Below are 24,754 nucleotides of genomic sequence, written 5' to 3'. Positions count from 1 at the left end.
GAGGCGTCAGAACTTGATCCCGCCGAGGAGGCTCGCCAGGCTCGCGCTGCCGGCCTTGATGCTCGGGGCGATGGCGGTGCCCGCCATGAAGAAGCCGAAGAGCGCGCAGACCACGGCGTGGGACGCCTTGAGCCCGTCCTTGCGGAAGAACAGGAAGACGATGATGCCGAGCAGTACGACGCCCGAGATGGAAAGGATCATGACGGTTCTCCTGGTTGGTGGGGACAGTCACCATGAGTTGTTCCAGGTTCACAGCATGTATCCATACGATAAAAGGTGCAAATGGGGGAATTTTCACGGATTTCCCTCGAATGGCGGAGGCCTGATGGGCCTCCCGCGTGCGCCTTCGGGAGTCGTCCGGGTGCCTTCGTGATCTTTGCCGCGGGCGCGCCCCGTCATGTGCCCGGACGGGCAGTACCCTGTCGATTCACTCGTACGGCTGCACTGGGCGCCGTACGCACCCTCTGAGTCACCCCGCAGTCGAAAGGCGGTCTGGTCCATGAGCGAAGCCCCCGACCCGGAAGTCGTGGAGCTGGCGACCAAGATCTTCGATCTGGCGCGCCAGGGCGACACCGCGGCCCTCGCCGCGTATGTGGACGCAGGCGTTCCGGCGAACCTCACCAACGACAGCGGCGACTCGCTCGTGATGCTCGCCGCCTACCACGGCCACGCGGACGCGGTCCGGGCGCTCCTGGAGCGGGGCGGTGACGCCAACCGTGCCAACGACCGGGGGCAGACGCCGCTCGCCGGCGCCGTCTTCAAGGGCGAGGACGCGGTGATCCGGGCGCTGCTCGACGGAGGAGCGGATCCGACAGCGGGCACACCGTCGGCGGTGGACACCGCCCGGATGTTCGCCAAGACGGAGCTGCTCGGCCTGTTCGGGGCGGCCTGAGCGGGGTACCTGACCAGCAACAACGGGGGCGCTGGAAATGTGGTCGCGGCGGGCTGAACCGCTGGGTCATCATGACGACGTGATTCACGGACGCGACGGTGGGGCAGGAGTTGCCGCACCGCGCGGACCGTGAGCGGCCCGCCCCCGGACCTTCCGTCCGGAATCCCCGCGGGCCACCGACGAGAGGCAGAGGAAGATGGTCTACAGCAAGCAAGAGACGGCGGGCGGCCCGACGTGTTGGCGCACGGCCAGGTAATTCACGATTCCCGGTTGCGTCGACGCTTGATGTGAGGCTGTTTCCCATGTTCGATCCGGTCATAGCGCCCAGCGGTACGCTGCTCGGCCTGCTGCAGCGGGGCCGCGGCGACGGCACCCTGCACGCACTCACCGCACCCCGATCCGAGGCGCTCGCCGCCCTGGAGACCTGCGTGCTCCACGACCCACGCCACGACTGGCAGGTCGAGAACCGCTCCCTCTACTACGCCAGGCTCTACCTCGATCTCCGTGGCGGGATCGAGGAGATCGAGCGGCATCTCTTCGACCCCGAGGACGTCCTGAACACGGACGACTCACGCACCGGCCTCGCGCTCGCCGTCCTGGGGCACCTCGCCTCGTACGGCAGGCATGACGCCCTCGAACTGCTGCGCCGGTACGCGGCCTTCGGCACCAACTGGGCCTGGGCCCTGGACGAACTGGCGCTGCGTGACGACGACGCGGGCCTGCGCGCCCTCGCCGTGCCCGTGCTGGCCAGATTCCCCTCGGACACGGAGGGCGAGGCCGAACTGGCGGCCGTCGTGCGCGACGCCTATGAGCCCCGGCCCTGGCGGCTGTGGGAGGAGGACCCCCGGGAGGCCGTCGGCGCCCGCGTGCGCGCCGCACGGGAACAGGGCTCCTTCGACCGCTGGCAGCGCCAGATGCGCCCCTCGGGGCCGCGCCCCGGCTGGAGCGTCCAGGCCGTCTTCGACTGGGCGCAGGAAGGGCTCGAACGCGGCGCCGTCCTGCATGTGCCCGCGGCCCGCTGCCTGAGCGCGGTCGCCGGGCCCGAGGATCGTGCCGAGATCCTCGAAGCCGCCCGCAACGGCTCCGACGGAGCGCGCGGCACGGCCCTGCGCTACCTCGCCGACGCCCATGACCCCGACGTGTTCGACCTCATCGAGTTCGCGGTCCAGAGCCCGTCACGGGCCGTCGTGGACGCCGCGGCGGAGGCCTTCGAACGGATGCGCAGCGTCGCCGCCGTGGAGCGGGCCCGCCGCTGGGCCCAGCGGCCCGACGCCCTCGGCGCCGCCGCCGGACGGGTGCTCGCCTGCAGAGGCGGCGCCCAGGACAGCAAGCTCGTGCTCGCCGCCCTCCGCGAGGCCGTCCGCGGCGAAGGCCCGGACGCGCCGACCCTCTGGACACTCGTCGACGGCGCGGGACGGCTCGGCATCGCCTGCGCGGCCCCCGTCCTTCGCCACGTCTACCGCGAGACCGCCTCCTCCCACCTGCGCGGCCGCGCGGCCCGCGCGCTCGCCGCCACTGACCCCTCCTTCGCCGCCGGATTCGCCGTCGAGTGCCTGTGGGACTGCGAGGAGTCCACCCGCGAGGTCGCCGCCCGGCACGCCGAGACCGGCGACGCCCGCGTGGTCACCCAGCTCAGAAGGCTCGCCGCGGACCCCGCCGAGGAGGACGAGGTGCAGACCGCGGTACGGAGCAGGATCGATCCCGACGCCGCCGAGGTGTGACCGGCGCGCCCCGGCCCTCAGCGTCGTGCCGCCGGGACGAAGCGCACCGGCGTCCCCGGTACCGCCTGCGCCGCGCCGGCCAGATCGGACTCCCTGACCACCGCGATCACCGGATAGCCCCCGGTCGTCGGGTGGTCGGCGAGGAACACCACGGGCCGGCCGTCGGGCGGCACCTGGATGGCACCCAGGACCATGCCCTCGCTGGGGAGTTCACCGGTGAACGCCCGCTCCAGAGAAGGTCCTTCGGTGCGCAGGCCGATGCGGTTGCTCGCCGAGGACACCCGGTACGCGCGCGTGGTCAGCGTGCGCAGGGCCGCGGGAGTGAACCAGTCGGCGCGCGGACCCGGCGTCACCCGCAGGATCAGCTCGCGGGGCGGCGCGGGGTGCGGGACGGTGTCCACGCGCGCGTGGGGTCCGGCGGCCTCCCCCAGGGGGATGACGGTCCCGTCCGCGAGCGGGGGAGGGCCGAGTCCCGAGAGCAGGTCGGTGGAGCGGCTGGCGAGGACCGGGTCGGCGGCCACCCCGCCACTGAACGCGACATAGCAACGTACTCCGGAGACCGCCGCGGAGACATCGAGCAGCGCACCGGCCGGTACCCGCACGGGCGCGCCCCATGCCACCGGGCGGCCGTCGACCGTCACCGGGCAGGGCGCCCCCACGACCGCCACCGTCACCGCGCAACGCGGCCGCACGGAGCAGCCGTTGAGCGTGGTCTCCAGGACGGCGGCGTCGGACGGGTTGCCGACGAGGCGGTTGGCGAGGCGGGCCGCGGCCGGATCGAGAGCCCCGGAGCGCGGCACTCCGAGGTGCGCGTGCCCGGGACGGCCCTGATCCTGCACGGTGGTCAGCGCACCGGCCCGGACGACGGCGAAAGCACGGTCGGTCATCGTGTCTCCGAGGTCATCGTGTCTCCGGGCCGGGTACGTGCGAGCCCGGCGTGCAGGGAACGGGCACGAAGCGCACCCGGACGCCGGGGGTGAGCAGCGCGGCGGGCACGCGCGCGTGGTCCCACAGCACGGCATCGGTCGTACCGATCAACTGCCAGCCGCCCGGCGACGAGCGCGGGTACATCCCCGTGTACGGCCCCGCGAGGGCGACGCTGCCGGCCGGGACGCTCGTACGTGGGGTGGCCCGGCGAGGCACGTGATAGCGCTCCGGCAGCCCGGTGAGATAGCCGAAGCCGGGCGCGAACCCGCAGAAGGCGACCCGGAATTCGGCCGCCGCGTGGATCCGCGCCACCTCCGTCACCGGCACCCCCCAGTGCGCTGCCACATCGGCCAGATCGGGCCCGTCGTAGCGGACCGGGATCTCCCGTACTTCCTCGGCGCGCGCCGACAGCGGCGGTATCTCCAGGGCGGCGAGCTCCGCGCCGACGCGGCCGGGGTCGTCAAGGCCGTCCAGGAGCACCGTGCGGGCAGCGGGCACGATCTCCCGTACGCGGATCAGGCCCGCGGCCCTGCGGCGCAGCAACTCGGCGTGGAGCGCCTGCGCCTCGTCGCCGTCGGCGAGTTCCACGAGCAGCGCCAGATCGCCGACCGGAAGCACCCTCACGTGAAGGCCTCCACCCGCACGCCCGCGCCCTCGAGGCGCGCCCGGACCTGCCGGGCCAGCGCCACCGCACCCGGGGTGTCGCCGTGCAGGCACAGCGAGCGCGCGCGGACGCCGATCCGCCGGCCGTCCAGAGCGGTGACGGATCCCGACCGGGCCATGCCCACGGAGCGTTCGACGACGACGTCCGCCTCCGTGATGACGGCACCCTCGCTGCCGCGCGGCACGAGGGTGCCCTCCGGGGTGTACGCGCGGTCCGCGAACGCCTCGGTGACGACCGGCAGTCCGGCCTTGTCTGCCACCTCGAGGAAGCGCGATCCCGGCAGCCCGAGGACGGGCAGCGTGTCATCCGCGAGCAGGACCCCGTCGACGACGGCGCGTGCCTGGTCCTCGTCGTGGACGACGCGGTTGTAGAGCGCGCCGTGCGGCTTCACGTACGACACGCGCGTGCCCGCCGCCCGCGCGAAGACCTCCAGGGCGCCGATCTGGTAGGCCACTTCGGCCGCCAGTTCGTCGGAGGGCACGTCCATGGAGCGGCGCCCGAAGCCCGCCAGGTCGCGGTAGGAGACCTGGGCGCCGACGCGTACGCCGCGCGCGGCGGCCTGTTCACACACGCGGCGCATGGTGACGGCGTCCCCGGCGTGGAAGCCGCAGGCCACATTGGCGCTGGTGACGACGGAGAGCAGCTCTTCGTCGTCGGTCAGGCGCCAGCGGCCGAAGCCCTCACCGAGGTCGGCGTTGAGATCGATCACGGCGTCGATCGAGGCTTGCGTCATCTCCGTAGATCTCCTGTTTCCGTTCGGCGGCCGCTCAGGCCACCCGGTACTGCTCGTCGCGGGCGTCGGTGACGAACATCTGGCCCGGCGCGTGCGTGATCGCGAACGGCGGCCGCGAGGCCATCACCGCCGCCTGGGGTGTAACCCCGCACGCCCAGAACACCGGTATGTCACCGGGCTCGGCGGCCACCGGATCACCGAAGTCGGGCCGGGTCAGGTCGTCGATGCCGAGCCCCGCGGGGTCCCCGCAGTGCACCGGCCCGCCGTGCACCGCGGGCAGCAGCGAGGTCTCTCTGATCGCCGCCGAGAGGTGCTCGGGCGGAACGTGGCGCATCGACACCACCATGGGTCCGTGCAGGCGGCCCGCCGGGCGGCAGGGGCGCGCGGTCACGTACATGGAGACGTTGCGGCCCTGCTCGACATGGCGCATCGGGACGCCGGACTCCGTCAGCGCCCACTCGAAGGTGAAGCTGCAGCCGATGAGGAACGACACCAGGTCGTCCCGCCAGTGCTCGACCACGTCCGTGGGCTCGTCGGCCAACTCGCCGTCCCGCCACACCCGGTAGCGCGGCAGATCCGTCCGCAGATCGGCGTCCGGTGCGAGGGGCGTGGTCCAGGAGCCCGCGTCCGTCACGTCGAGCACCGGGCAGGGCTTCGGGTTGCGCTGGCAGAACAGGAGCATGTCGTACGCCCAGTCTGCGGGCACGGCGATCAGATTGGCCTGGGTGTGGCCGGCCGCCCAGCCCGCTGTCGGGCCGCTCGTGCCCGCGCGGAAGAGCGCGCGGGCCTCCGCGGGGCTGTGCGAGGCAGTGACCGAGGGGCTCATGTCAGCTCCTTCCCGCGCGTCTCGGGCAGTCCGAACAGCGCGAGCACGGCGATGCCGTAGCCCAGCGCGCCGAAGACCAGCGCACCGCCCACGCCCCAGCTGTCGGCCATGAAACCGACCATGGTGGGGAACACGGCGCCCACGGCGCGTCCGGTGTTGTACGTGAAGCCCTGCCCCGTGCCGCGCACGGCTGCCGGGTAGAGCTCGCTGAGGAAAGAACCGAAGCCGCTGAAAATGGCCGACATACAGAAGCCGAGCGGGAAACCGAGCACAAGGAGAAGGCCGTTGGCCCCGTCCGGGATGTTCGTGTAGGCCAGGATGCTGGCCGCGGAGAGGAACGCGAAGAGCGTGATGTTGCGTTTGCGACCGAGTACATCGGTGAGATAGCCGCCGGCCAGATAACCGATGAAGGCACCGGAGATCAGGAACGCGAGGTATCCGCCGGTGCCGACCACCGTGAGTCCGCGCTCGGTCTTCAGGTACGTGGGCACCCAGGTCGCGAGCGTGTAGTAGCCGCCCTGCACGCCGGTGGAGAGCAGGACCGCGAAGAGGGTGATGCGCAGGAGACCGGGCTTGAAGATCGCGGTGAACGACCCCTTGTGCGCGCTCTTCTTGCGCTCCTCGGCCGCCTCCGGGGCGTCGTGGACGTTGCGGCGTACGTAGACGACGAGGAGGGCGGGCAGTGCGCCGGTCCAGAACATCACACGCCAGGCGATGTCCTCGTCGAGGAACTGGAACACCAGGGTGTAGACGATCACCGCGAGCGCCCAGCCGATCGCCCAGGAGCTCTGGATCGCGCCGAGCGTGCGGCCGCGGTTCTTGGCGGTGGCGTACTCGGCGACCAGGATCGCCCCGACCGCCCACTCGCCGCCGAAACCGAGGCCCTGGAGGGCGCGGAAGACCAGCAGCGTCTCGTAGTTGGGCGCGAAGCCGCAGGCGACGGTGAAGACGGCGTACGTGATGACCGTGATCATCAGCGCCTTGACGCGGCCGATCCGGTCCGCGACCACCCCGGCGATCGCGCCGCCGATGGCGGAGACGACCAGGGTGACCGTGGTGAGCAGGCCCGTCTGTCCGCTGTCCAGGCCGAAGTACGCGGCGATCGCGACCATGCTCAGCGGCAGCGTGAAGTAGTCGTAGGAGTCGAGGGCGTAGCCGCCGAAGGCGCCCGCGAAGGCGCGGCGGCCGCGCGGGCCGAGGGCGCGCAGCCAGCCGAACGCGCCACCGCCGTCGGCGGGTTCGCCGTCCGTGGGGCGGGTGTCGGTCGACAGGGTCTGTGGCGGTGGGGGTGTGCTCATGGGCACCTCGCAGGAGGGGGGACTGTGCCGTGCCCGCCAAGGTAGGGGATCGTTGAACGATCCCTCAATACCCATGTTGTCTCGTTCTTGTATCTGCGATTGAATCCGGGCATGGCTGAGGGAATGGCTGACCCGAGCGGACTGGCCGACGACCGTGCGCTCCTGGGGCGCACCAGTACCGCGGAGCGGGTGTCGGACATCCTCCGGAGCCGCATCGCCGAGGGGTACTTCCCGCCGGGAGTGCGCCTGTCGGAGGACAGCATCGGCGGCGCGCTCGGCGTCTCGCGCAATACGCTGCGCGAGGCCTTCCGCCTCCTCACGCACGAGCGCCTGTTGGTCCACCAGCTCAACCGCGGGGTATTTGTCCGAGTTCTCACGATTGGGGACGTCGAGGACATTTACCGCACCCGACGTCTGGTGGAATGCGCGGTCGTCCGCGGTCTCGGCGATCCGCCCTTCGTCCTCGACGGCCTCGCGAGCGCCGTCGCCGACGGCACGAAGGCGGCCCGTGAGCGCAAGTGGAAGGGCGTCTCCACCGCCAACATCCACTTCCACCGGGAGCTGGTCGCGCTCGCCGGAAGCGCCCGCACCGACGAGGTGATGCGCAGCGTCTTCGCCGAACTCCGCCTGGCCTTCCATGTGGTGGACGATCCGCGCCGCCTGCATGAGCCCTACCTCGCGCGCAACCGGCAGATACTGCAGACCCTCCAGGAGGGCGACGCCACGGAGGCCGAGCGGCTCCTCGCGGTCTACCTGGACGACTCGCTGCGCGGCCTCGTCGAGGTCTACGGCAGCCGCGTGGCGCAGGGCGAGCGGGCGGGCGGCTGACCCCCGGACGGACCGGCGAAGGGCGCTGCCAGATCTGCGCCGTTTCGACCGTTGTCAGACCGAGGATCTAGTCTGTGCAGCGTGACTTCGCCTGCCGTTACGGACACCGCTCCGCCCCAGCTCAGCGCGGGGCCGAGGCCCGCTCTGGGCCCGGCCGCCGACGAGGGCCTGGCGCGGCGGCTCCGCGCGCTCGCCTGCACGGCGCCGCTGCACGACCTGGACGTGCGCAAGGCCAACCTCGCGGGCGAGTACTCGGTGTACGCGATGGCGGAGGTGGCCCTCTCCGCCATCGACCTCGTCACCCTCAACATGGACTTCGACACCGGCGCCGATCACGAGCAGATAGTGGCCAGGCTGCTGCCGCGCGTCGGGGCCCAGGCGCCCCGCCGCCCCGTGGCCGAGCACGAGCGCGTCGCCCGCTGGGTCCTGGAGAACCTGATCAACGTCGGCAGTGTCGACCGCGGCTTCCGCGCGGTGTACGGCACCTTCGCGCCCGACGGCACCTATGTGCGCAGGGACTACGACTTCAAGCTCATCGAAGAGGTGCCCGGGTACGGGGGCGGTGTCTACCTCCGTACGACGGACGAGGCGGTCAACGTCCTCGTGGGCGCCCTCGACACCGACGTCACCAGCGCCCAGATCGCCGCCGAGGTGAAGCTCGAGGTGCTCATCAGCCGCGGACGCCTCGCCGACGCCCAGCTCGCCGCCGAGCAGGCGCGCTATCGGACGGTGCAGTACTCGGAGACGCTCCGCAGAGCCCTGGACGCCACCCGGCGCAACGTCCGCGCGGTCGACTGGCTCCGGGCCGTCCCCGACATGATCGCGGAGGCGCTCGACCACGTCGCCGACCGTTATCGGCACGAGAACGCGATCCTGACGAACATCCGCAAGGCGCGCGACGAGTCAGAGGACCCCGAGCACAAGCGCCGCGCCGCCGAGCTCGTCGACATCGTCAAGGACTGCATCCGCCGCCACACACAACTCCAGTCCCGGCTCCTCGAAGCGGGCCCGCTGTTCCGCGCCGAGCAGGACCGCCAGGCCTTCGCGGCCCCCACCGCACGCACCGGCCTCGATCTGTACGGCCAGCTCGTCGCTCCCCTCCTGCCCCTTCCGGTCGAGCAGGCGAGCCGTGTGACGGGCGCGTTCTTCGCGCGCGGGACGGGGCTGCGCACACCCGTGTCCGTCCGCGTCGGTGACCTGGTGGACATACTGCTCACGCCGCCGCAGGAGCGGGAGCACCTGGGCATGGAGATGCCCGAGCCCGACCTCATCGCCACCCCCGACGACAGCCGCTTCAGCGAGGAACAGCTCGCCGACGCCATGGAGCTGCTCGACCTGCCGGCGGACGCGCCGAGGCGCCTCTCCGGACTGCTCGCCGACGCGCGCCGACGTGACACCGAACTGCCCTATCTGGTCGCCCTCCTCGCCGTCCACGCGGCCAGCCCGCCGGTCGGCACCGCCTACCGCCAGGGCGAGGAGAAGCTCCTGTTCGCCGTGGACGACGGCGCCCAGCTCGACGACCCTGAGTTCGGCGGCGCCGACCTCATCGTGGGCACGGCGCTGCTCGACGCCGCCGGCATGGCGGCCGGCCGGACGGAGGGCGCGTGAGCACTCCCGAGACGCTCGTGAGCACCCCCGACCCCCGCCACCCTCTTCCGTTCAACCGCCGCAAGGAGCACAAGCCGTGACCGAGCACCCCGCAGAGCACGCCGCGTGGGGCGAGCCGGACGCGACGGCGGCGCCCGCGGCGACCGCCCCCATCACCCCGGCCGACGCCGCCGACGCGGCACGCCTCGTCGCCTTCGGACTCCAGCCCAAACTCCAGCCGGCACGCGACCAGGAGTACGCCGAACTGCTGCGCAGGTACCGCGAGGACCCGCCCTTCGCGCGGCTCGCCGACGCCGTCGCCGCCGGGCTCGGGCTCGTCGTCCTGGAGGTGTCCCCGCGCGCGGGAATGGCCGTGACGGCTGCCGAGGACTCCGTGTTCGCCGTCCGCATGGGCGACTACGCACGCCGGACGGCCGCCGACTCCACCGACCGCTTCCTGCACGGACTGGCCCATCTCGCCGTCGCCGCCCTGGCGTTCCCGCGCCCCGAGGACCTCGCCGACGACGGCTACATCGGACGCGTCACGGTCAACGGCGTCGACGCCTTCGTACGACAGGCCTGCCACCGCCTGGAGGAGCGCGCCGAGGAGCAGGGCGAGAACTCCGACCCGGCCACCGACACCCCCGGTCTGGAGGCGGCCTGGCGGATTTGGGCACGGCGCAGCTCGACGGGCGCCACCAAGGACGCCCGACGCCTCGCCGGATCGACCACCGGGATCATCGGCAAGGCCGTCGCGTTCCTCACCGACTCCGGGTTCCTGCAGCGCACGGGCGACGACTCCGGGGGCACGTACCGCACCACGGCCCGCTATCAGCTGCAGGTGCGCGACATGGCGGGCGGCGCCGCCATGGCCGAACTCCTGGAACTCGGCATCGTGCCCGTCACGGACGGGTCCGCGACCCTGCTGCCCCCCGAAGAGACCGACGATCTGGAGCTGGCCGCCGACGCGGGGCTGCCCTTCCACTCCTGACGTCTCTCGCCCCGCCCCCCACCTTCCCGCCGTCCCCCACGACTTACGACGAGAGTCCGCCGCCATGTACGAGCTGTCCAGGGTCCGCCTCTACTCCATCGGCCCAGCCGGTGCACGCTACGCCGACACCGTGCTTGACCTGCGCGGCGTCGGCGCGGAAGTGCCCGACCCGGCGCCCGCCCAGGCGGAGTTCTTCGAGGACGAGCCGGTCGGCCCCCCGCGCCGCCCCGCACCCGCGGGCGTGCTCTTCCTGGAGAACGGCGGCGGCAAGTCCGTCCTGCTCAAGCTGATCTTCTCGGTGATGCTGCCCGGCCACCGGAACACCCTGGGCGGCGCCAGCTCCGGAGTGCTGCGCAAGTTCCTGCTCGCCGACGACTGCGGGCACGTCGCCCTGGAATGGCAGCACACCCTGACAGGCGAGTGCGTCGTCGTCGGCAAGGTCAGCGAGTGGCGCGGGCGGCAGGTCTCGAACGACCCGCGGAAGTTCGCCGAGGCGTGGTACTCCTTCCGGCCGGGACCGGGCATGAGCCTGGACTCGCTGCCGGTCGCCGAGTCCACCGCCGTACGCCCCTCCGTGGAAGGCGCTTCGGGCGCCCAGGGGCGGCGGCGCACCATGAAGGGCTTCCGTGACGCGCTGACCGAGGCGGGCAAGGCGTACCCCCACCTCGAAGTGCACTGGGAGGAGATCCACGACCGCTGGAACGAACACCTCGGCGACCTGGGCCTCGACCCCGAACTCTTCCGCTACCAGCGCGAGATGAACGCCGACGAGGGCGAGGCCGCGGGTCTCTTCGCGGTCAAGAAGGACTCCGACTTCACCGACCTGCTGCTGCGCGCCGTCACGGACACCCGCGACACGGACGGCCTCGCCGACCTCGTGCACGGCTTCGGCAACAAGCTGGGCCGCCGCTCCGAACTCATCGCCGAGCGGGACTTCACCGCGGGCTCCGTCGACCTGCTCGGCCGCATCGTCGACGCCGCCGACACCCGCGAGCGTGCGCGTGACGTGCACGCGGGAGCCGAGCGGCGCACCCGCACGCTCGCCCGCCGCCTCTCCGCCCGCGCTGTCGCCGAGCGGAGCCGCGCGGGAGAACTCGCCGAGCGGGTCACCGCCGCCGCGCAGACCGTCACCACGGCGGAGGAGGCACGCGGCAGGTCCGCCCTGATCTCCGCCGAACTCGCCTTCCGGCACGCCTCCTTGGCGCTCACCGTCGCGGAGAAGGCCGCTGCCGCCCAACGCCGCGAGCTGGCCGACGCGCGTCAGCTGCACTCCGCCTGGCAGGCGGCCGAGGCCGTTCTGCGCCACCGTGCGGCCGCCGACCGCTCCGCGCGCGTGGCCTCCGCGATCCTGGAGGCCGAGCGGGACGCGGCGCCCGCCCTTGCCGCCCGCGCCAAGGCGGCGGCCGATCTCGTCCGTGTGCTGCACACCGCCGCCGAGGGCGCCGAGTCGCTCGCGAACGAGGAGGAGGAGCGCTCGGCCGCGCTCCAGGAGACCGGCGAGGCCGCCCACCGCGACGCCACCGTCGCCGCGACCGAGGCGCAGCGCGCCCGCAGCGAGGCCGGGCACCTCCGTCAGCGCCTCTCGGAAGTCGAGCAGGAGACCGCGGAGGCCGTCCGCGCGGGCTGGCTCGACGACACCGCGCCGGACGCCGACCCCGCGCGCGCCGCGCTGGCCGCCAGCGACGCCGAGAAGAGCGCGGCCGCCGCCTGGGACACTGCCCGCGAGACTTCCCTGCGCGCCACCGAGCACGCCAAGGAGGCAGCCGCGGCCGAGGCCCGCGCCGAACTCACCGCGGCCCGCGCGTCGGACGCCGCGGACGCGGCCGAGCACGCGTACGACGCCGAGCGCCGGGCGGCCGAGTCGATCGCCGGGGACGAGCGCCTCGCCGAGCTGCTCGGCCTTCCCGGGGCGAGCCCCCAGGGCGGGGTGCCGCAGCCTCGTCGGGGGGCCGCGGAGACGGGCGGCAGCGGCGAGCGGGAGGACGAGGCCGCCGCCTCCGGCACCCGCACCCTGATCGACGGCGCGCTCTCCCTCACCGAGCTCGACCGCAGCGCCGACGACCTCCGCACCCTCCTGGAGGACGGGGTCGCATCCGCCGAGCGGCAGCTCTTCGAACTGCGGACCGCCGCCGCCGACGACTCCCGCATCCTGGGCGCACTCGGTGACGGCGGCCTTCTCCCGCCGGGGCCCGACGTCCTGGCCACCGTCGAGTTCCTCGGCGAGCACGGCATCCCCGCGCTGCCCGGCTGGCGCTACCTCGCGCAGGCCGTCGACCCCACCGACCACGCGCGCGTGCTCGCCGCCAGGCCCGAACTGGTCGACGGCGTCGTCATCACCGACCCCGCCACCCACGCACGAGCCCGCGAGGCGCTCGCCGGCGCCGCCCTGCTGCCCCGCTCCGCCGTGGCCGTGGGCACCGCGGCCGCCCTCCTCGCCCCGACACCGGGCGAGGACGCCGGCGGCGGCGCCGACGGCAGCGTCTTCCTCGTGCCGCCGAACCCCGCCATGCACGACGAACACGCCGCCGACGAGGAGCGGCAGGCACTCCGCACCCGGGCGACGCGGCGCGACGAGGAGATCCGGACGCTCGCCGCGCGCCTCACCAAGGACCGCGAGCTCGCCGCACGGCTCGCCTCCTGGCGCGGCGGCTGCCCCGCCGGACGCATCGAAGAGCTCGCCGCCGCCGCACGCAGCGCCCGCGCCTTCGCCGAAGAGGCCGAGGCCGAACTCGCCGAGGCCCGCACGGTCCGGGCCGAGGCCGACGAGGCGGCAGCCGAAGCGGCACGCGCGCGTGACGAGCGACAGGAGGCCGCCCAGCGCGCGCGGCGCGTCGCCGACGCACTCGCCGGTCTCGCGTTCCGCCTGCGCGAGCGTGCGGGCTGGCAGACGAAGCTGCGCGAACTGGCCGATGACGCCGTCGAGTCGGAGGCCCGCGCCCAGACCTGCCTGGACCGTGCCCGCGCCGCCGACGAGGACCGGCGCGCCGCCCAGCGCGCCGCCGACGACGCCCGCCGCACCGCCCGCGCCCTGCGCGCCGAGCGCGCCGAGATCGCGGGCGCCCCGGAGGACGTGCCCGAGGACCAGGACACCGCAGCCCCCAAGTCGTCGCTGCCCGCCCTCCGCGAGGCCTACCGCGCCGCCTCCCAGCTTTACGAGAAGGTCGGCGTCGGCGCCGACCTGCGCGCCGAACAGGCTCGCGCCGAGAGCGACGAGAGCGGCGCCCTCGCCGAACTCGACCGGCTCAGCAACAAGGTCCGCACCCGCGCCGCCCTGCTCCTGGAAGGCACGGACGGCTCCGACGGCCCCTCCCGGCAGGCCGCGTCCGCGCGCGCCGAGGCCCAGGTCCAGCTCATCGAGACCCGCGCCTCCGCCGCGAGCGAGCAGCTCGGCAGGCTGCGCGGCGAGGCCGAGCGGCTCGCCCCGCAGGACGACGCCGAAGCGCACACCGAGCTTCCCGAAGAGCTGGTCCCCGCCGACGCCGAGCAGGCGCAGGCCCTCCTGCGCACCGCCACCGCCGAACTGGCCGCTCACACCGATGCGTTGAGCCAGGCCAAGGACGCGCACGCCACCCTGCTGCACGCCCACCGCGCCACCGAGGACGCGGCCGGCGGCTTCGACGAGACCGCGGCCCTCCTGCGGGACCTCCTGCGCGAGCAGCACCAGGACACCGAGGGCGCCGCGGCCGCCGAAGAGCCCGATCCCTACCCCGGCACCCTCGAAGAGGCCCGCAAGGCCGCGTCCGAGGCCCGGCGCTCCTTGCGCGGCTGCGCCGCCGACCTCTCCACTGCCGAGGCCGCCGTCCGCGAGGCCAGCGACATCCTCGTACGGCACGCGAACTCCACCCGCTACGAGCAGGTGCGCACCCCCGCCCGCCAGCAGATCCGCGAACTGCCCGCCTCCGCGCTGCCGGAGCACGCCAAGAAGTGGGCCGACGCCTTCGCGCCCAGGCTGCGTGTGCTCACCGACGAGCTGGAGCAGCTGGAGCGCAACCGCGACAGCATCGTGGACCGCCTGCGCGGCCTCGTGGAGTCCTCGCTCGCCACGCTCCGCTCCGCGCAGCGCCTCTCCCAGCTGCCCGAGGGCTTGGGGGAGTGGTCCGGCCAGGAGTTCCTGCGCGTCCGCTTCGAGGAGCCCGACCAGGCGACGCTGACCGAGCGCCTCGGTGAGGTCATCGACGAGGCGACACGGGCCGCGGTCAAGAAGAACTCCGACCTGCGACGGGACGGCATGTCCTTGCTCCTTCGCGGAGTTCAGGCCGCCCTTGAGCCGCGCGGCATCGCCGTCGAGATCCTCAAGCCGGACGCCGTGCTGCGCGCCGAGCGGGTGCCGGTCGGCCAGATGGGCGACGTCTTCTCCGGCGGGCAGCTGCTCACCGCGGCCATCGCCCTGTACTGCACGATGGCCGCCCTGCGCAGCAACGACCGGGGCCGCGACAAGCACCGGCACGCCGGCACACTCTTCCTCGACAACCCCATCGGCCGCGCCAACGCCACGTACCTCCTGGAACTCCAGCGGGCCGTTTCGGACGCGCTCGGAGTGCAGCTGCTCTACACCACCGGCCTGTTCGACACGACGGCGCTCGCGGAGTTCCCGCTGGTCATCCGCTTGCGGAACGACGCGGACCTGCGCGCGGGCCTGAAGTACATCAGCGTCGAGGAGCACCTGCGGCCGGGTCTGCCGCAGCAGGACCCGGCCGAGGAGACCGTGCACGGGGAGATCACGGCGACGCGCATGTACAAGCGTCCGGCGCCCACCCCCTGACCGGGCCCCTGGGCCAGCTGACCGGCTCCCTAGGCCAGCCGGTCGGCCAGCCACTCGTGGAAGAGGCCGATGTGGTGCTCGGTCGGCACGAGCACCCCACCCCCGCGGTAGGCGCGTGACGCCATCGCGGGCTGGGTGCGCTCGCAGGCCTCGAAGTCCTGTTCGTTGACCCGGTGGAAGAGCTCCACCGACCTGGTGAGGTCGACGCCGGACGCGACGACCTCGTGTGCGTACAGCCAGTCGCACTCGACGACCGTGCGGTCCTCGGCCAGCGGGAACATCCGGTGCAGGATCACATGGTCGGGGACGAGGTTGATGAAGACCGTCGGCTTGATCGTGATCGCGTAGTAGCGGCGGTCCTGGTCCTCGGCGACCTCGGGGAGCCGGTCGAAGCCCGGGCCGCCGTCGACGGTGAACCCGCTGACCTCCTCGCCGAAGGAGGCACCGTGCCCGATGTAGTACTGGGCGGCGAATCCGTCCGCGAACTCCGGCAGGACATCGGTGAGTTCCGGGTGGATGGTCGCGCAGTGATAGCACTCCATGAAGTTCTCGACGATCAGCTTCCAGTTGGCCCGCACGTCGTACGTGACGCGATGTCCGAGGGCCAGCGATTCCATCCCGTAGCGCTCTATGGACGCCGCGTCGCCCAGGCGTTCCACGGCCGCGCCGATGACGGTCTCCTCGAAGGACGGCGGTTCATCGGCCAGGCACACCCAGGCGTAGCCGAGCCACTCCCGCAGCGCGACCTTGACCAGGCCGTACGCGGTGCGGTCGACGTCGGGCATCTTCACCAGGTTCGGCGCGGCGATCAGCTTGCCGTCGAGGTCGTACGTCCACGCGTGGTACGGGCATTGGAGCGCGCGGCGTACCTCGCCCGCCTCCTGGGTGCAGAGCCGGGCCCCGCGGTGCCGGCAGATGTTGAGGAAGGCCCGCAGCTCCCCGGAACGGGAGCGGGTGATCAGTACGCTCTCGCGGCCTGCCTGGACGGTGCGAAAGGCGCCGGGTTTGTCGAGGTCGGCGGCGCGTACCGCACAGAACCAGAGCGCTTCGAAGACGCGTTCCTGCTCCTGCCGGAAGATCTCGGGGTCGGTGTAGAAGTGGCCCGGCAGCGTGGTCATCAGGCTGGCGGCGGACGGGGCCTCGGGGGTCGTCGTCACGGTGGCGTACTCCTCAAGCGGGCGCGGCGGCCAGGCGGCTGGGGTCGAAGAGCTCGATGGGGTGATCGGTGGTGCCCCGCAGCGCCAGATCGGCGACGATCTCGCCGACGACCGGCACGAACTTGAAGCCGTGACCGGAGAACCCGGCGGCCACGGTGACCGATTCCGGGTGGGCCGGGTGGCGGGCGATGACGAAGTGTTCGTCGGGCGAGTTGGAGTACATGCAGGTCGCGGCCTTGAGGAACCGCCCCGGCAGGGAGGGGATGTGGCCCGCCATGTGTTCCGCCATCGCGGCGACCTCGTGCTCGTGGACCGTGCGCTCGATGTTCTCGGGTGTGCAGGGCGTGCCCTTGCGGAAGAAGGCGACCTTGGCGCCGAGGTCGGGCCCGTCGATGGCCGGGAAGCCGTAGACCTGCACGTCGTCCGCGTCCTCCCAGATGTAGATCGGGTGGTTCTGCGGCAGGAAGGGCCGCACACCGCCCGTCGGCTGGAACCAGTACATGACCTGCCGCTCGATGGTGAAGGGCACTCCGATGTCGGTCAGGAGCCGCGGCGCCCAGGCCCCCGGGCAGATGACCAACTGCCCCGCGGTGTAGGTGCCTTCGGGAGTGTGCACGCGGACGCCGCCCCGATACGGCTCCCAGCGCGTCATCGGCTCCTCGAAGTGCAGGTCGGCGCCCCGCTGCGTGGCGAGCTGCAGATGGGCGGCGACGGTGTTCTCGGGGCGGACGAGCCCGGCTCGCGCTTCGTAGAGCGCCACTTCGTCGTCGCGCGGGCTGAGGGTGGGGAAGCGGCGGCGTATCTCGGGGGCGTCGAGCATCTCGTGGGGCAGGTCCCACTGCCGCGCGGAGAGCAGCGAACCGGAGACGGCGCGGCTCTCGGGGCGGCCGATCATCACGCCTCCGCACAGGGTGGCGATCTCGCGGCCGGTGTCGCGCTCAAGGCGTGCGTACAGCTCGTACGAGCGAAGGAGCAGCGGTACGTACGCGGGGTCCTCGAAGTAGGATTGCCGGGTGATGCGGGAACCGCCGTGGCTGGAGCCTCGGTTGTGGACGGGACCGAACTTCTCGAGGCCGAGGACGCGGGCGCCGCGCGCGGACAGGTGGTGGGCGGCGGCGCTGCCCATGCCGCCGAGGCCGATCACGATCACGTCATAGGTGGGGGACACAGTGCTTCCTCCAGAACAGCCGATGGGTCTGTGGCGGTGGGGCCGCTACCGGCGGATGCGGGTCATCTTCGGGTCGAACAGCGGCTCTTCGGCGACCGTCGCGGGCACCTTCTCGCCGAAGTACTCGACGTGCACGCCCGTGCCCGCCTCCAGCGGCGGCAGCCACGCGTAGGCGACGCAGCGGCCCAGCGTGTAGCCGTACGAGGCGCTGGTGACGTACCCGGCCGGTGTCCCGCCGACGTGCACCGGCTCCTTGCCGAGGACCACGGCGGCCGGATCGTCGAGCAGGAGAGCGGTCAGCTTGCGCGCGGGGGCGCCGAGTTGTTCGAGCGCGGTCCGGCCCACGAAGTCGCCGCGGTCCATGCGGACGGCGAAGCCGACACCCGCCTCGTACGGATTGTGTTCGGTGGTCATGTCATGGCCCCAGGCGCGGTACCCCTTCTCCAGGCGCAGGCTGTTGAACGCCGAGCGGCCGGCCGCGATCACACCGTGCTCCTGTCCCGCCTCCCACAGGGTGTCCCAGAGGCGCAGCCCCGTGTCGGCGCTCGTGTAGAGCTCCCAGCCCAGCTCACCGACGTACGACAGACGCATCGCCGTCACCGGGACGTGCCCGATGTACGTCTCCTTGGCCCGGAAATAGCGGAACGCCTCGTGTGAGAAGTCGTCGCGGGTGAGCGGCTGGACGAGGTCGCGGGCGAGCGGGCCCCAGACCCCGATGCAGCAGGTGCCCGACGTGATGTCCCGCAGGTGGACGTCGTCGGGGGCATGACGCAGGAGCCAGTCGAGATCGGCCGGACTGTTGGCGCCGACCTGGAAGCGATCCGGGGCGAGCCGGGCCACCGTGAGATCGGAGCGGATGCCGCCCGCCTCGTCCAGGAGGAGGGTGTACGTCACCGCGCCGGGCTTCTTGGCCAGGTTGTTCGAGGTCATGCGCTGCAGGAAGGCGAGCGCACCGCGGCCCGAGACCTCCAGACGGCGCAGGGGAGTCATGTCGTAGAGGGCGACCTTCTCTCGGGTCGCCCGCGCCTCCGCGGCCGCGATCGGCGACCAGTGGCGGGCCGACCAGGCGTCACGCTCGGGGACCTCGACGCCGGCGAGAAGCGGGGCGTTCGCCTCGTACCAGTGCGGGCGTTCCCAGCCGCCGCCCTCCAGGAAGACGGCGCCCAGCTCCTGCTGCCGGGCGTGGAAGGGGCTCACCCGCAGCGGCCTCGGCCGGTCCATGGGCTGCAGCGGGTGGAGGACGTCGTAGACCTCGGCGAACTGCTGTGCACCGCGGTCGGTGACGTACGCGGGGGAGCGCTGGGCGTCCTCGAAGCGGGTGAGGTCGCAGTCGTGTACGTCGACGGAGGGCCGCCCGTCGATCATCCACTCGGCGACCGCCTTGGCCACGCCCGCGGAGTGCGTCACCCACACCGCCTCGGCCAGCCAGAATCCGTGCAGCGCACGAGACTCACCGAGGACCGGCATCCCGTCCGGGGTGAAGGAGAAGACGCCGTTGAAGCCCTCCGCGACGTCGGTGCCGCGCAGCGAAGGCAGCAGCCATCCGCAGTCCTCCCAACTCGGCGCGAAATCCTCCTCGGTGAAGGGGAACGAGGACGGCATGTCCGCCGCGTCGTCGTACGCCGGGACGGTGAAGGCGTCCACGGGCAGTGGCCGATGGGCGTAGGAACCGATGCCGATGCGGTCGGTGTGCTCACGGAAGTACAGATCGCGGTCCTGGAAGCGGAGGATCGGCTTCGATGCCTCCGTGCGCGGGTCGTTGACGCCCGCGAGCTCGGGGAGTGGTGCGGTCTTCGCATACTGATGGGCGAGGGGCAGGAGAGGTATGTCGACGCCGGCCATCCGCCCGATCACCGGACCCCAGAAACCCGCCGCCGACACGACGTGATCGGCGGGGAAGGTTCCCTGGTCGGTCACGACGGCGGTGACGTGGCCTGCCTCCTGCTCCACGCCGGTCACGGTGTGCCGGTCGAGGAAACGCGCGCCACGCGCGCGTGCCCGCTCGATCTGCGCGCGGCAGGCGAGCACGGCTCGGGCGAGCCCGTCGTCAGGGGTGTGCAGCCCGCCGAGGACCTTGCTCTCGTCGATGAGCGGCCACATCTCCTTGCACCGGGCCGGACCGACCAGCTGCGCGCGGATGCCCCAGGAGGCGGCGTATCCGGCCTTGCGGTGCAGGTCGGACCAGCGCTCGGGCGTGGTGGCGAGTTCCAGGCCGCCGACCGGGTTGAAACAGGGCAGCCCGTCCACCTCCAGGGCCCCGAACTTCTCGACCGTGTACGTCGCGAAGGCGGACAGGGTCTTGGACGGACCTGTCTGGAAGACGAGGCCGGGCGCATGCGAGGTCGAGCCGCCGGGGGCGGGCAGCGGGCCCTGTTCGAGGACCGTCACGTCGGTCCAGCCGCGGGCGGTCAGCTCGTCGGCGAGCGAACACCCGACGATGCCCGCGCCGATGACGACGACGCACGGTGTCGCGGAACGGCCGCTCACAGGACGACCACCGAACGCAGCACCTCACCGCGTTGCATCCTGCCGAACGCCTCCTCGACCTGGTCGAGCGTGACGGTCTCCGAGACGAAGCCGCCGAGGTCGAGGCGGCGGCTGAGGTACTGGTCGACGAGGATCGGGAAGTCCCGGGTCGGCAGACAGTCGCCGTACCACGAGGACTTGAGGGCGCCGCCGCGGGAGAACAGGTCGATCAGCGGCAGATCGATCCGCATCTCCGGGTCGGGCACCCCGACCTGCACGAGGACACCGGCGTGATCGCGCATGTAGAAGGCCTGCTTGTACGTCGACGGGGTGCCGACCGCGTCGATCGCGACGTCGACCCCGAAGCCGCCGGTGAGTTCGCGGACCGCGTCGACCGGGTCCGTGCCACGCGAGTTGACGGTGTGCGTGGCACCGAACCGGGTCGCCCCGTCGAGCTTGGCCTCGTCGATGTCGACGGCGATGACGCGGCGCGCGCCCGCCAGCGAGGCACCGGCGATGGCGGCGTTGCCGACGCCGCCGCAGCCGATCACGGCCACGGTGTCGCCGCGGCCCACCCGGCCGGTGTTCACGGCGGCCCCGTAGCCCGCCATCACCCCGCAGCCGATGAGCCCGGCGGCCTCGGGGCGGGCCGCCGGGTCGACCTTCACCGCCTGCCCGGCGGCGACGAGGGTCTTCTCGGCGAAGGCGCCGATGCCCAGGGCGGGGCTCAGGGGAGTGCCGTCCAAAAGGGTCATGGGGTGGGCGGCGTTGCGTGAGTCGAAGCAGTACCAGGGACGGCCGCGCACACAGGAGCGGCAGGCTCCGCAGGGGGCCCGCCAGGCGAGCACCACGTAGTCGCCGGGGGCCAGATCGGTGACATCGGCGCCGATCGCCTCGATGGTGCCTGCCGCCTCATGGCCGAGCAGGAAGGGGAAGTCGTCGTTGATCGCGCCTTCCCGGTAGTGCAGATCCGTGTGGCAGACCCCGCAGGCCTGGACGGAGACAAGTACCTCTCCCGGTCCGGGATCTGGCACGACGATCGTCTGCACCTCGACGGGTGCGCCCTTCTTCATGGCGACGACGGCACGGACCTCGTGTGGCACGACCAGACTCCTCTGCTGTTGCGCACTGCACGACGGGTTGCGCTATGAGAGACATAGTGGGAACGCCATCAAGAGGCCGTCAAGGGGTGGGAGTTAACCCTCGGCAAATCAGCTGCGCACAGCGAAACGCCGCCGACACAAAGCGAGGGCGGAACCGGATATACCGGTTCCGCCCTCGTTCTCGGCCTTCTCTCTCGGCCTCGTTCTCGGCCCTAGTTCATCGCCCGCGCCCGGGGCTTGTGGTGACCGCCGCTCAGAAGCCGTAGCCCATGCGTCGCGACAGCTCCACGGCCGCGGCGACCGTGCGCTTGGCCAACTCGGTCAGCCGGTCCTCGGTCAGGCGGTACACGGGCCCGGACGCGCTGAGCGCCCCGATCACCTTGCCGTCGTGCGCGCGCACCGGTGCGGCGACGGCCGCCAGACCCACCTCGAGCTCCTCCACGGCAATGGCGAACCCCTGGTCGACGACGGCCTCGAGCTCCCCGCGCAGCGCCACCGTCCCGGTCACCGTGTGCTCGGTCAGGCGCGGCAGCGTCCGCGCGATCAGCCCCTCGCGCAGCGTCGTCGGCAGATGGGCGAGGAGGATCTTGCCGCTGGAGGTGGCGTGCAGGGGCGTGCGCCTGCCCAGCCAGTTCTGCGCGGTCACGGACGCGGGGCCGCGGGCCTGCATGATGTTGACCGCGGCGTCGTCGTCCAGGATCGCGATGTTGACCGTCTCGCCCAGCTCGTCGGCGAGGTCGCGGCAGACCGGCCCGCCCTCCTGGGAGATGTCCAGACGCACTGCCGCCGCCCCCGCGAGGCGGAGCACGCCGGCCCCCAGGAAGTACTTCCCACGGTCCTTGGCCTGGCCCACGAGACCACGGTTCTCCAGGACGCCGAGCAGCCGGAAGGCCGTCGACTTGTGCACCCCCAGCTCGTCGGCGATCTCCGTGACCCCGGCCTCGCCGAGCCGGGCGAGTATCTCCAGGACGCTGACCGCGCGGTCCACGGACTGGACGGATGCCGGCGCGGCCTTCGGCTGCTTCTCGGGGGACCCGGGCGGTTGCTTCCCGGGGGAACCGGGCCGGTTGTCGGGGCGCTCCTCGTGCGGCTCCTCGGTCTGATCAGGCTGCTTCGGCGTGCCGGTCATATCTCAACTCTCACCACCTCGCGGCCCGTTGAAGCCGCATCTGCGGGAAGCCCTTGACGCGGTGGGCTTCCCGGCCGGAGTCTGTTGCGTATAGCGCTCCCTCGTGCGCCATACGAAACATCATGTTACCGAAGGGTCCTGGGCCGAGAAGGTGTCCGGGCCGGCCGAGAAAGATGAAGAGGGGGGCCCATGATTCCCGTCTGCCGCCTAGAAGACCTCCCCGCGGGCGAATCCGTCCGCGTCGACACCACACCTCCCGTCGCGGTGTTCAACGCCGACGGCGAGATCTACGCCATCGACGACACCTGCAGCCACCAGGACGCCTCTCTTTCCGAGGGATGGCTCGAGGGCTGCCTGGTCGAATGCCCGCTCCACGCCGCCTCGTTCGATCTCCGCACGGGCCGGCCGACCTGTCTGCCGGCCCGCCGTGCCGTGCGTACCCACCGGGTGAGCGTCGACGACGGCACGATCCATGTCCACCTCGTGGCCGAGGAGGGTTCCGCCGCATGAGAACCATCACCGTGGTGGGCGCCTCGCTCGCCGGGCTCTACGCGGCGCGCGAACTGCGCGCCCAGGGATACGACGGACGGCTCGTGATCATCGGCGACGAGCCGCATCAACCGTACGACAGGCCGCCGCTCTCCAAGGACTTCCTCACCGGCCGGGCCGACGAGGCCCAACTCGCGCTGTCCGACGCCGAGGAGGCCGCGGAACTCGCCGCCGAGTGGCTGCTCGGGGTGCGCGCCCGGGGCCTCGACCCACGCGGCCGCACCGTGCTCCTGGAGGACGGCAGGACCATCGCGAGCGACGGAGTGGTCATCGCGACCGGCGCCTCCGCGCGCCGTCTGCCGGGGCCCTCCCTTTCGGGGGTGCACACGCTGCGCACCCTGGACGACGCCCGCGCGCTGCGTACGCAACTGACCGCGGGCCCGCGGCGGGTCGTGGTGATCGGCGGCGGCTTCATCGGCGCGGAGACCGCGTCCTCGTGCGTGGCGCTCGGCCACGAGGTGACGGTCGTCGAGGCGGCCCCGCTGCCGCTTCTCCCTCAACTGGGCGCGGACATGGCGGCATTCTGCGCCGGACTGCACGCACGTGGGGGAGCGGAGCTGGTGACGGGCGCCGGTGTCGCCGCACTGCACGGCGAGAGGACCGTCCGCGCGGTGGAATTGGCCGACGGCTGTCTGCTGCCCGCCGACGTGGTCGTCGTGGGCATCGGGGCCGCCCCCAACACCGCCTGGCTCGCGGGCTCGACCATCGCCGTGGGCGACGGAGTGCTCTGCGACGACGGCTGCGTCACCGGGCTGCCGCACGTCGTCGCGGTGGGCGACGTCGCCCGTGTGGGCGGCACGCGGGCCGAGCACTGGACGAGTGCCACGGAGCAACCCCGTGTCGCCGTACGCAATTTGCTGGCCGGACACACCGCCGAGACCGTGCGTCCGCTGCCGTACTTCTGGTCCGATCAGTACGGCTCCCGCATCCAGTTCGCCGGGCGGCGGCGCGCCGATGACACCGTGCGCCTCCTCGAAGGGGCGCCGGAGGAGGGCAGCTTCCTCGCTGCGTACGAGCGGGAGGGGAAGACCTCCGCGGTCCTCGCGGTGGACCGGCCGCGCCCGTTCACGCGCATGCGACGCGGTCTGCTCGCGGAGCTGCCCGTCGCGGCCTAGGGCGGCCCGGGAGCGGCCTAGGAGTGCGACAACTGCCCTGCTCCGCCGCGCCTGCGTATGCGATCGTCGCCGCGCGCCGTCGTGCGGGCCTGCCGGCGGGCCCGGCGCCGCTCGCGCCGCAGCTGACGTGCCGTGCTGCTCGGCACCGACACCACGCCGTTGCGCTGGTTCCACACCTGGCGTGTCACCCACACGTCCAGGACGCCCCAGGTGGCGACGACGGTGCTGGCCACGCTGCTGAGTACCATCGGGAAGGACAGCCAGGATCCGGCCATCGTGCACAGGAACGCCGTCATCGCCTGCATGAGGGTCAGCGCCACTATGATCACGGCCCGCACCGCGGCCGTGCGCACCGGATCGGGCAGGCGCCGTCTGCGCGCCGGTTCCTCGACCCACAACTCCCTGCGGTCCTCGCCGGACTCGTCCCTGGGCGCCTCGTGCTGATCCCCGCGCCCGGATGCCTCGTACTCATCCCCGGTCGTCCTCTGGCGCTCTGCCGTGGCCATCAAACTCGTCACTCCCCCGATGCTCTCGGGCCGTTCGCTGAGATGTCGGCGGACCCGACTCTCCACTGGCTGCCCGGTATACGCAGCTTTACGCCGCCTGATGGCGGCATGCGCTCCCCTGGCGCCGCTGTCCCCGATCCCCCTACTCAAGGACGAACGAGAAGTCGGGAAGATTCCCGCCCGGTTCGGAAAAGCGAAGAGTTCCGGCCAACTGGGTTGATCGGCAAGGGTGACTGTGCCGAGTGGCATGTGCCACACGGGGGATGCAATCTCCCGAATTGGAGGGACAACTGGGGACGTCCCTTTTGCGTCACGGCTGAAATCCGTCCGGA

At 72.3% G+C, this 24,754-nt stretch carries 20 protein-coding genes; 8 read left to right on the top strand and 12 right to left on the bottom strand.

Features of this window, described 5'->3' with window-relative positions; translation table 11 throughout:
• Positions 1–6 precede the first annotated feature (6 nt).
• Positions 7–201, bottom strand: a complete 195-nt coding sequence (locus ACWGIH_RS40835; RefSeq protein WP_160503705.1) for a hypothetical protein — start codon at positions 199–201, stop codon at positions 7–9.
• Between the two features lie 298 nt (positions 202–499).
• Between ACWGIH_RS40835 and ACWGIH_RS40830 the strand changes: the two genes are divergently transcribed.
• On the top strand, positions 500–892 hold the full coding sequence (locus tag ACWGIH_RS40830; RefSeq protein WP_453451335.1) for an ankyrin repeat domain-containing protein: 393 nt from the start codon (positions 500–502) through the stop codon (positions 890–892).
• 302 nt (positions 893–1,194) lie between these two features.
• Positions 1,195–2,613, top strand: a complete 1,419-nt coding sequence (locus ACWGIH_RS40825) for a HEAT repeat domain-containing protein (protein ID WP_453510459.1) — start codon at positions 1,195–1,197, stop codon at positions 2,611–2,613.
• Positions 2,614–2,630: 17 nt separating this feature from the next.
• On the opposite strand, the gene ACWGIH_RS40820 is transcribed toward ACWGIH_RS40825, so the two are convergent.
• The 5 genes from ACWGIH_RS40820 to ACWGIH_RS40800 are packed head-to-tail and all read right to left on the bottom strand — an operon-like array spanning position 2,631 to position 7,061.
• The gene (locus tag ACWGIH_RS40820) at positions 2,631–3,500 is read right to left on the bottom strand and encodes a 5-oxoprolinase subunit C family protein (RefSeq protein WP_453451333.1); all 870 of its coding nucleotides are present in this window, start codon (positions 3,498–3,500) and stop codon (positions 2,631–2,633) included.
• 13 nt (positions 3,501–3,513) lie between these two features.
• Positions 3,514–4,164, bottom strand: coding sequence for a 5-oxoprolinase subunit B family protein (locus ACWGIH_RS40815; RefSeq protein WP_453451332.1), 651 nt, complete (start codon positions 4,162–4,164; stop codon positions 3,514–3,516).
• Complete coding sequence (locus tag ACWGIH_RS40810) at positions 4,161–4,937, bottom strand: LamB/YcsF family protein (RefSeq protein WP_453451331.1); 777 nt, start codon at positions 4,935–4,937, stop codon at positions 4,161–4,163. The genes ACWGIH_RS40815 and ACWGIH_RS40810 overlap by 4 nt, the downstream gene beginning before the upstream one ends.
• Positions 4,938–4,971: 34 nt before the next feature.
• The gene (locus ACWGIH_RS40805) at positions 4,972–5,763 is read right to left on the bottom strand and encodes a putative hydro-lyase (RefSeq protein WP_453451330.1); all 792 of its coding nucleotides are present in this window, start codon (positions 5,761–5,763) and stop codon (positions 4,972–4,974) included.
• Positions 5,760–7,061, bottom strand: a complete 1,302-nt coding sequence (locus tag ACWGIH_RS40800; protein WP_453451329.1) for an MFS transporter — start codon at positions 7,059–7,061, stop codon at positions 5,760–5,762. The genes ACWGIH_RS40805 and ACWGIH_RS40800 overlap by 4 nt, the downstream gene beginning before the upstream one ends.
• A gap of 123 nt (positions 7,062–7,184) precedes the next feature.
• On the opposite strand from ACWGIH_RS40800, the gene ACWGIH_RS40795 reads away from it, so the two are divergent.
• From ACWGIH_RS40795 to ACWGIH_RS40780, 4 genes are all read left to right on the top strand, one after another.
• The gene (locus ACWGIH_RS40795; RefSeq protein WP_453451342.1) at positions 7,185–7,889 is read left to right on the top strand and encodes a GntR family transcriptional regulator; all 705 of its coding nucleotides are present in this window, start codon (positions 7,185–7,187) and stop codon (positions 7,887–7,889) included.
• A gap of 81 nt (positions 7,890–7,970) precedes the next feature.
• Entirely contained in the window at positions 7,971–9,497 is a 1,527-nt protein-coding gene (locus ACWGIH_RS40790) for a hypothetical protein (protein WP_453451328.1), read from the top strand.
• 76 nt (positions 9,498–9,573) lie between these two features.
• On the top strand, positions 9,574–10,467 hold the full coding sequence (locus ACWGIH_RS40785; RefSeq protein WP_453451327.1) for a hypothetical protein: 894 nt from the start codon (positions 9,574–9,576) through the stop codon (positions 10,465–10,467).
• 64 nt (positions 10,468–10,531) lie between these two features.
• Positions 10,532–15,229: a hypothetical protein gene (locus ACWGIH_RS40780; protein ID WP_453451326.1), complete on the top strand. Its 4,698-nt coding sequence runs from the start codon at positions 10,532–10,534 to the stop codon at positions 15,227–15,229.
• A gap of 29 nt (positions 15,230–15,258) precedes the next feature.
• Here ACWGIH_RS40780 and ACWGIH_RS40775 read toward each other — a convergent pair whose 3' ends face one another.
• The 5 genes from ACWGIH_RS40775 to ACWGIH_RS40755 form a co-directional block, all read right to left on the bottom strand.
• Positions 15,259–16,386, bottom strand: a complete 1,128-nt coding sequence (locus ACWGIH_RS40775; RefSeq protein ID WP_453451325.1) for an aromatic ring-hydroxylating oxygenase subunit alpha — start codon at positions 16,384–16,386, stop codon at positions 15,259–15,261.
• A 13-nt stretch (positions 16,387–16,399) separates the two neighbouring features.
• Positions 16,400–17,554: an N-methyl-L-tryptophan oxidase gene (gene solA / locus ACWGIH_RS40770; RefSeq protein ID WP_453451324.1), complete on the bottom strand. Its 1,155-nt coding sequence runs from the start codon at positions 17,552–17,554 to the stop codon at positions 16,400–16,402.
• Positions 17,555–17,599: 45 nt separating this feature from the next.
• A complete protein-coding gene (locus ACWGIH_RS40765) occupies positions 17,600–20,041 on the bottom strand; it encodes a GcvT family protein (RefSeq protein WP_453451323.1) in 2,442 nt (813 codons plus the stop codon).
• On the bottom strand, positions 20,038–21,123 hold the full coding sequence (locus ACWGIH_RS40760; protein ID WP_453451322.1) for an S-(hydroxymethyl)mycothiol dehydrogenase: 1,086 nt from the start codon (positions 21,121–21,123) through the stop codon (positions 20,038–20,040). Before ACWGIH_RS40760 ends, ACWGIH_RS40765 begins: the two co-directional genes overlap by 4 nt.
• Before the next feature lie 253 nt (positions 21,124–21,376).
• On the bottom strand, positions 21,377–22,252 hold the full coding sequence (locus tag ACWGIH_RS40755) for an IclR family transcriptional regulator (RefSeq protein WP_453451321.1): 876 nt from the start codon (positions 22,250–22,252) through the stop codon (positions 21,377–21,379).
• A gap of 189 nt (positions 22,253–22,441) precedes the next feature.
• Here ACWGIH_RS40755 and ACWGIH_RS40750 point away from each other — a divergent pair, with 189 nt between their 5' ends.
• Positions 22,442–22,762 (top strand): bifunctional 3-phenylpropionate/cinnamic acid dioxygenase ferredoxin subunit, encoded by a 321-nt coding sequence (locus tag ACWGIH_RS40750; RefSeq protein ID WP_363211107.1) that lies wholly within the window; start codon positions 22,442–22,444, stop codon positions 22,760–22,762.
• Entirely contained in the window at positions 22,759–23,916 is a 1,158-nt protein-coding gene (locus ACWGIH_RS40745; protein ID WP_453451320.1) for an NAD(P)/FAD-dependent oxidoreductase, read from the top strand. The genes ACWGIH_RS40750 and ACWGIH_RS40745 overlap by 4 nt, the downstream gene beginning before the upstream one ends.
• A gap of 17 nt (positions 23,917–23,933) precedes the next feature.
• On the opposite strand, the gene ACWGIH_RS40740 is transcribed toward ACWGIH_RS40745, so the two are convergent.
• Positions 23,934–24,422 carry a hypothetical protein gene (locus ACWGIH_RS40740; protein ID WP_453451319.1) on the bottom strand — a complete coding sequence of 163 codons (489 nt, stop codon included), beginning with the start codon at positions 24,420–24,422 and terminating at the stop codon, positions 23,934–23,936.
• Positions 24,423–24,754: the final 332 nt, after the last annotated feature.

Source organism: Streptomyces sp. NPDC054872 (assembly GCF_053610705.1).
Note: the sequence above shows the minus strand (reverse complement) of the source record. Positions and strands in the feature narration are given on the sequence as shown.

What these genes read in the sequence shown, in the direction of transcription:
- ACWGIH_RS40835 (WP_160503705.1), bottom strand. Translation starts at nt 201, where the DNA reads ATGATCCTTTCCATCTCGGGCGTCGTACTGCTCGGCATCATCGTCTTC.
- ACWGIH_RS40830 (WP_453451335.1), top strand. Translation starts at nt 500, where the DNA reads ATGAGCGAAGCCCCCGACCCGGAAGTCGTGGAGCTGGCGACCAAGATC.
- ACWGIH_RS40825 (WP_453510459.1), top strand. Translation starts at nt 1,195, where the DNA reads ATGTTCGATCCGGTCATAGCGCCCAGCGGTACGCTGCTCGGCCTGCTG.
- ACWGIH_RS40820 (WP_453451333.1), bottom strand. Translation starts at nt 3,500, where the DNA reads ATGACCGACCGTGCTTTCGCCGTCGTCCGGGCCGGTGCGCTGACCACC.
- ACWGIH_RS40810 (WP_453451331.1), bottom strand. Translation starts at nt 4,937, where the DNA reads ATGACGCAAGCCTCGATCGACGCCGTGATCGATCTCAACGCCGACCTC.
- ACWGIH_RS40805 (WP_453451330.1), bottom strand. Translation starts at nt 5,763, where the DNA reads ATGAGCCCCTCGGTCACTGCCTCGCACAGCCCCGCGGAGGCCCGCGCG.
- ACWGIH_RS40800 (WP_453451329.1), bottom strand. Translation starts at nt 7,061, where the DNA reads ATGAGCACACCCCCACCGCCACAGACCCTGTCGACCGACACCCGCCCC.
- ACWGIH_RS40795 (WP_453451342.1), top strand. Translation starts at nt 7,185, where the DNA reads ATGGCTGACCCGAGCGGACTGGCCGACGACCGTGCGCTCCTGGGGCGC.
- ACWGIH_RS40780 (WP_453451326.1), top strand. Translation starts at nt 10,532, where the DNA reads ATGTACGAGCTGTCCAGGGTCCGCCTCTACTCCATCGGCCCAGCCGGT.
- ACWGIH_RS40755 (WP_453451321.1), bottom strand. Translation starts at nt 22,252, where the DNA reads ATGACCGGCACGCCGAAGCAGCCTGATCAGACCGAGGAGCCGCACGAG.
- ACWGIH_RS40750 (WP_363211107.1), top strand. Translation starts at nt 22,442, where the DNA reads ATGATTCCCGTCTGCCGCCTAGAAGACCTCCCCGCGGGCGAATCCGTC.
- ACWGIH_RS40745 (WP_453451320.1), top strand. Translation starts at nt 22,759, where the DNA reads ATGAGAACCATCACCGTGGTGGGCGCCTCGCTCGCCGGGCTCTACGCG.
- ACWGIH_RS40740 (WP_453451319.1), bottom strand. Translation starts at nt 24,422, where the DNA reads ATGGCCACGGCAGAGCGCCAGAGGACGACCGGGGATGAGTACGAGGCA.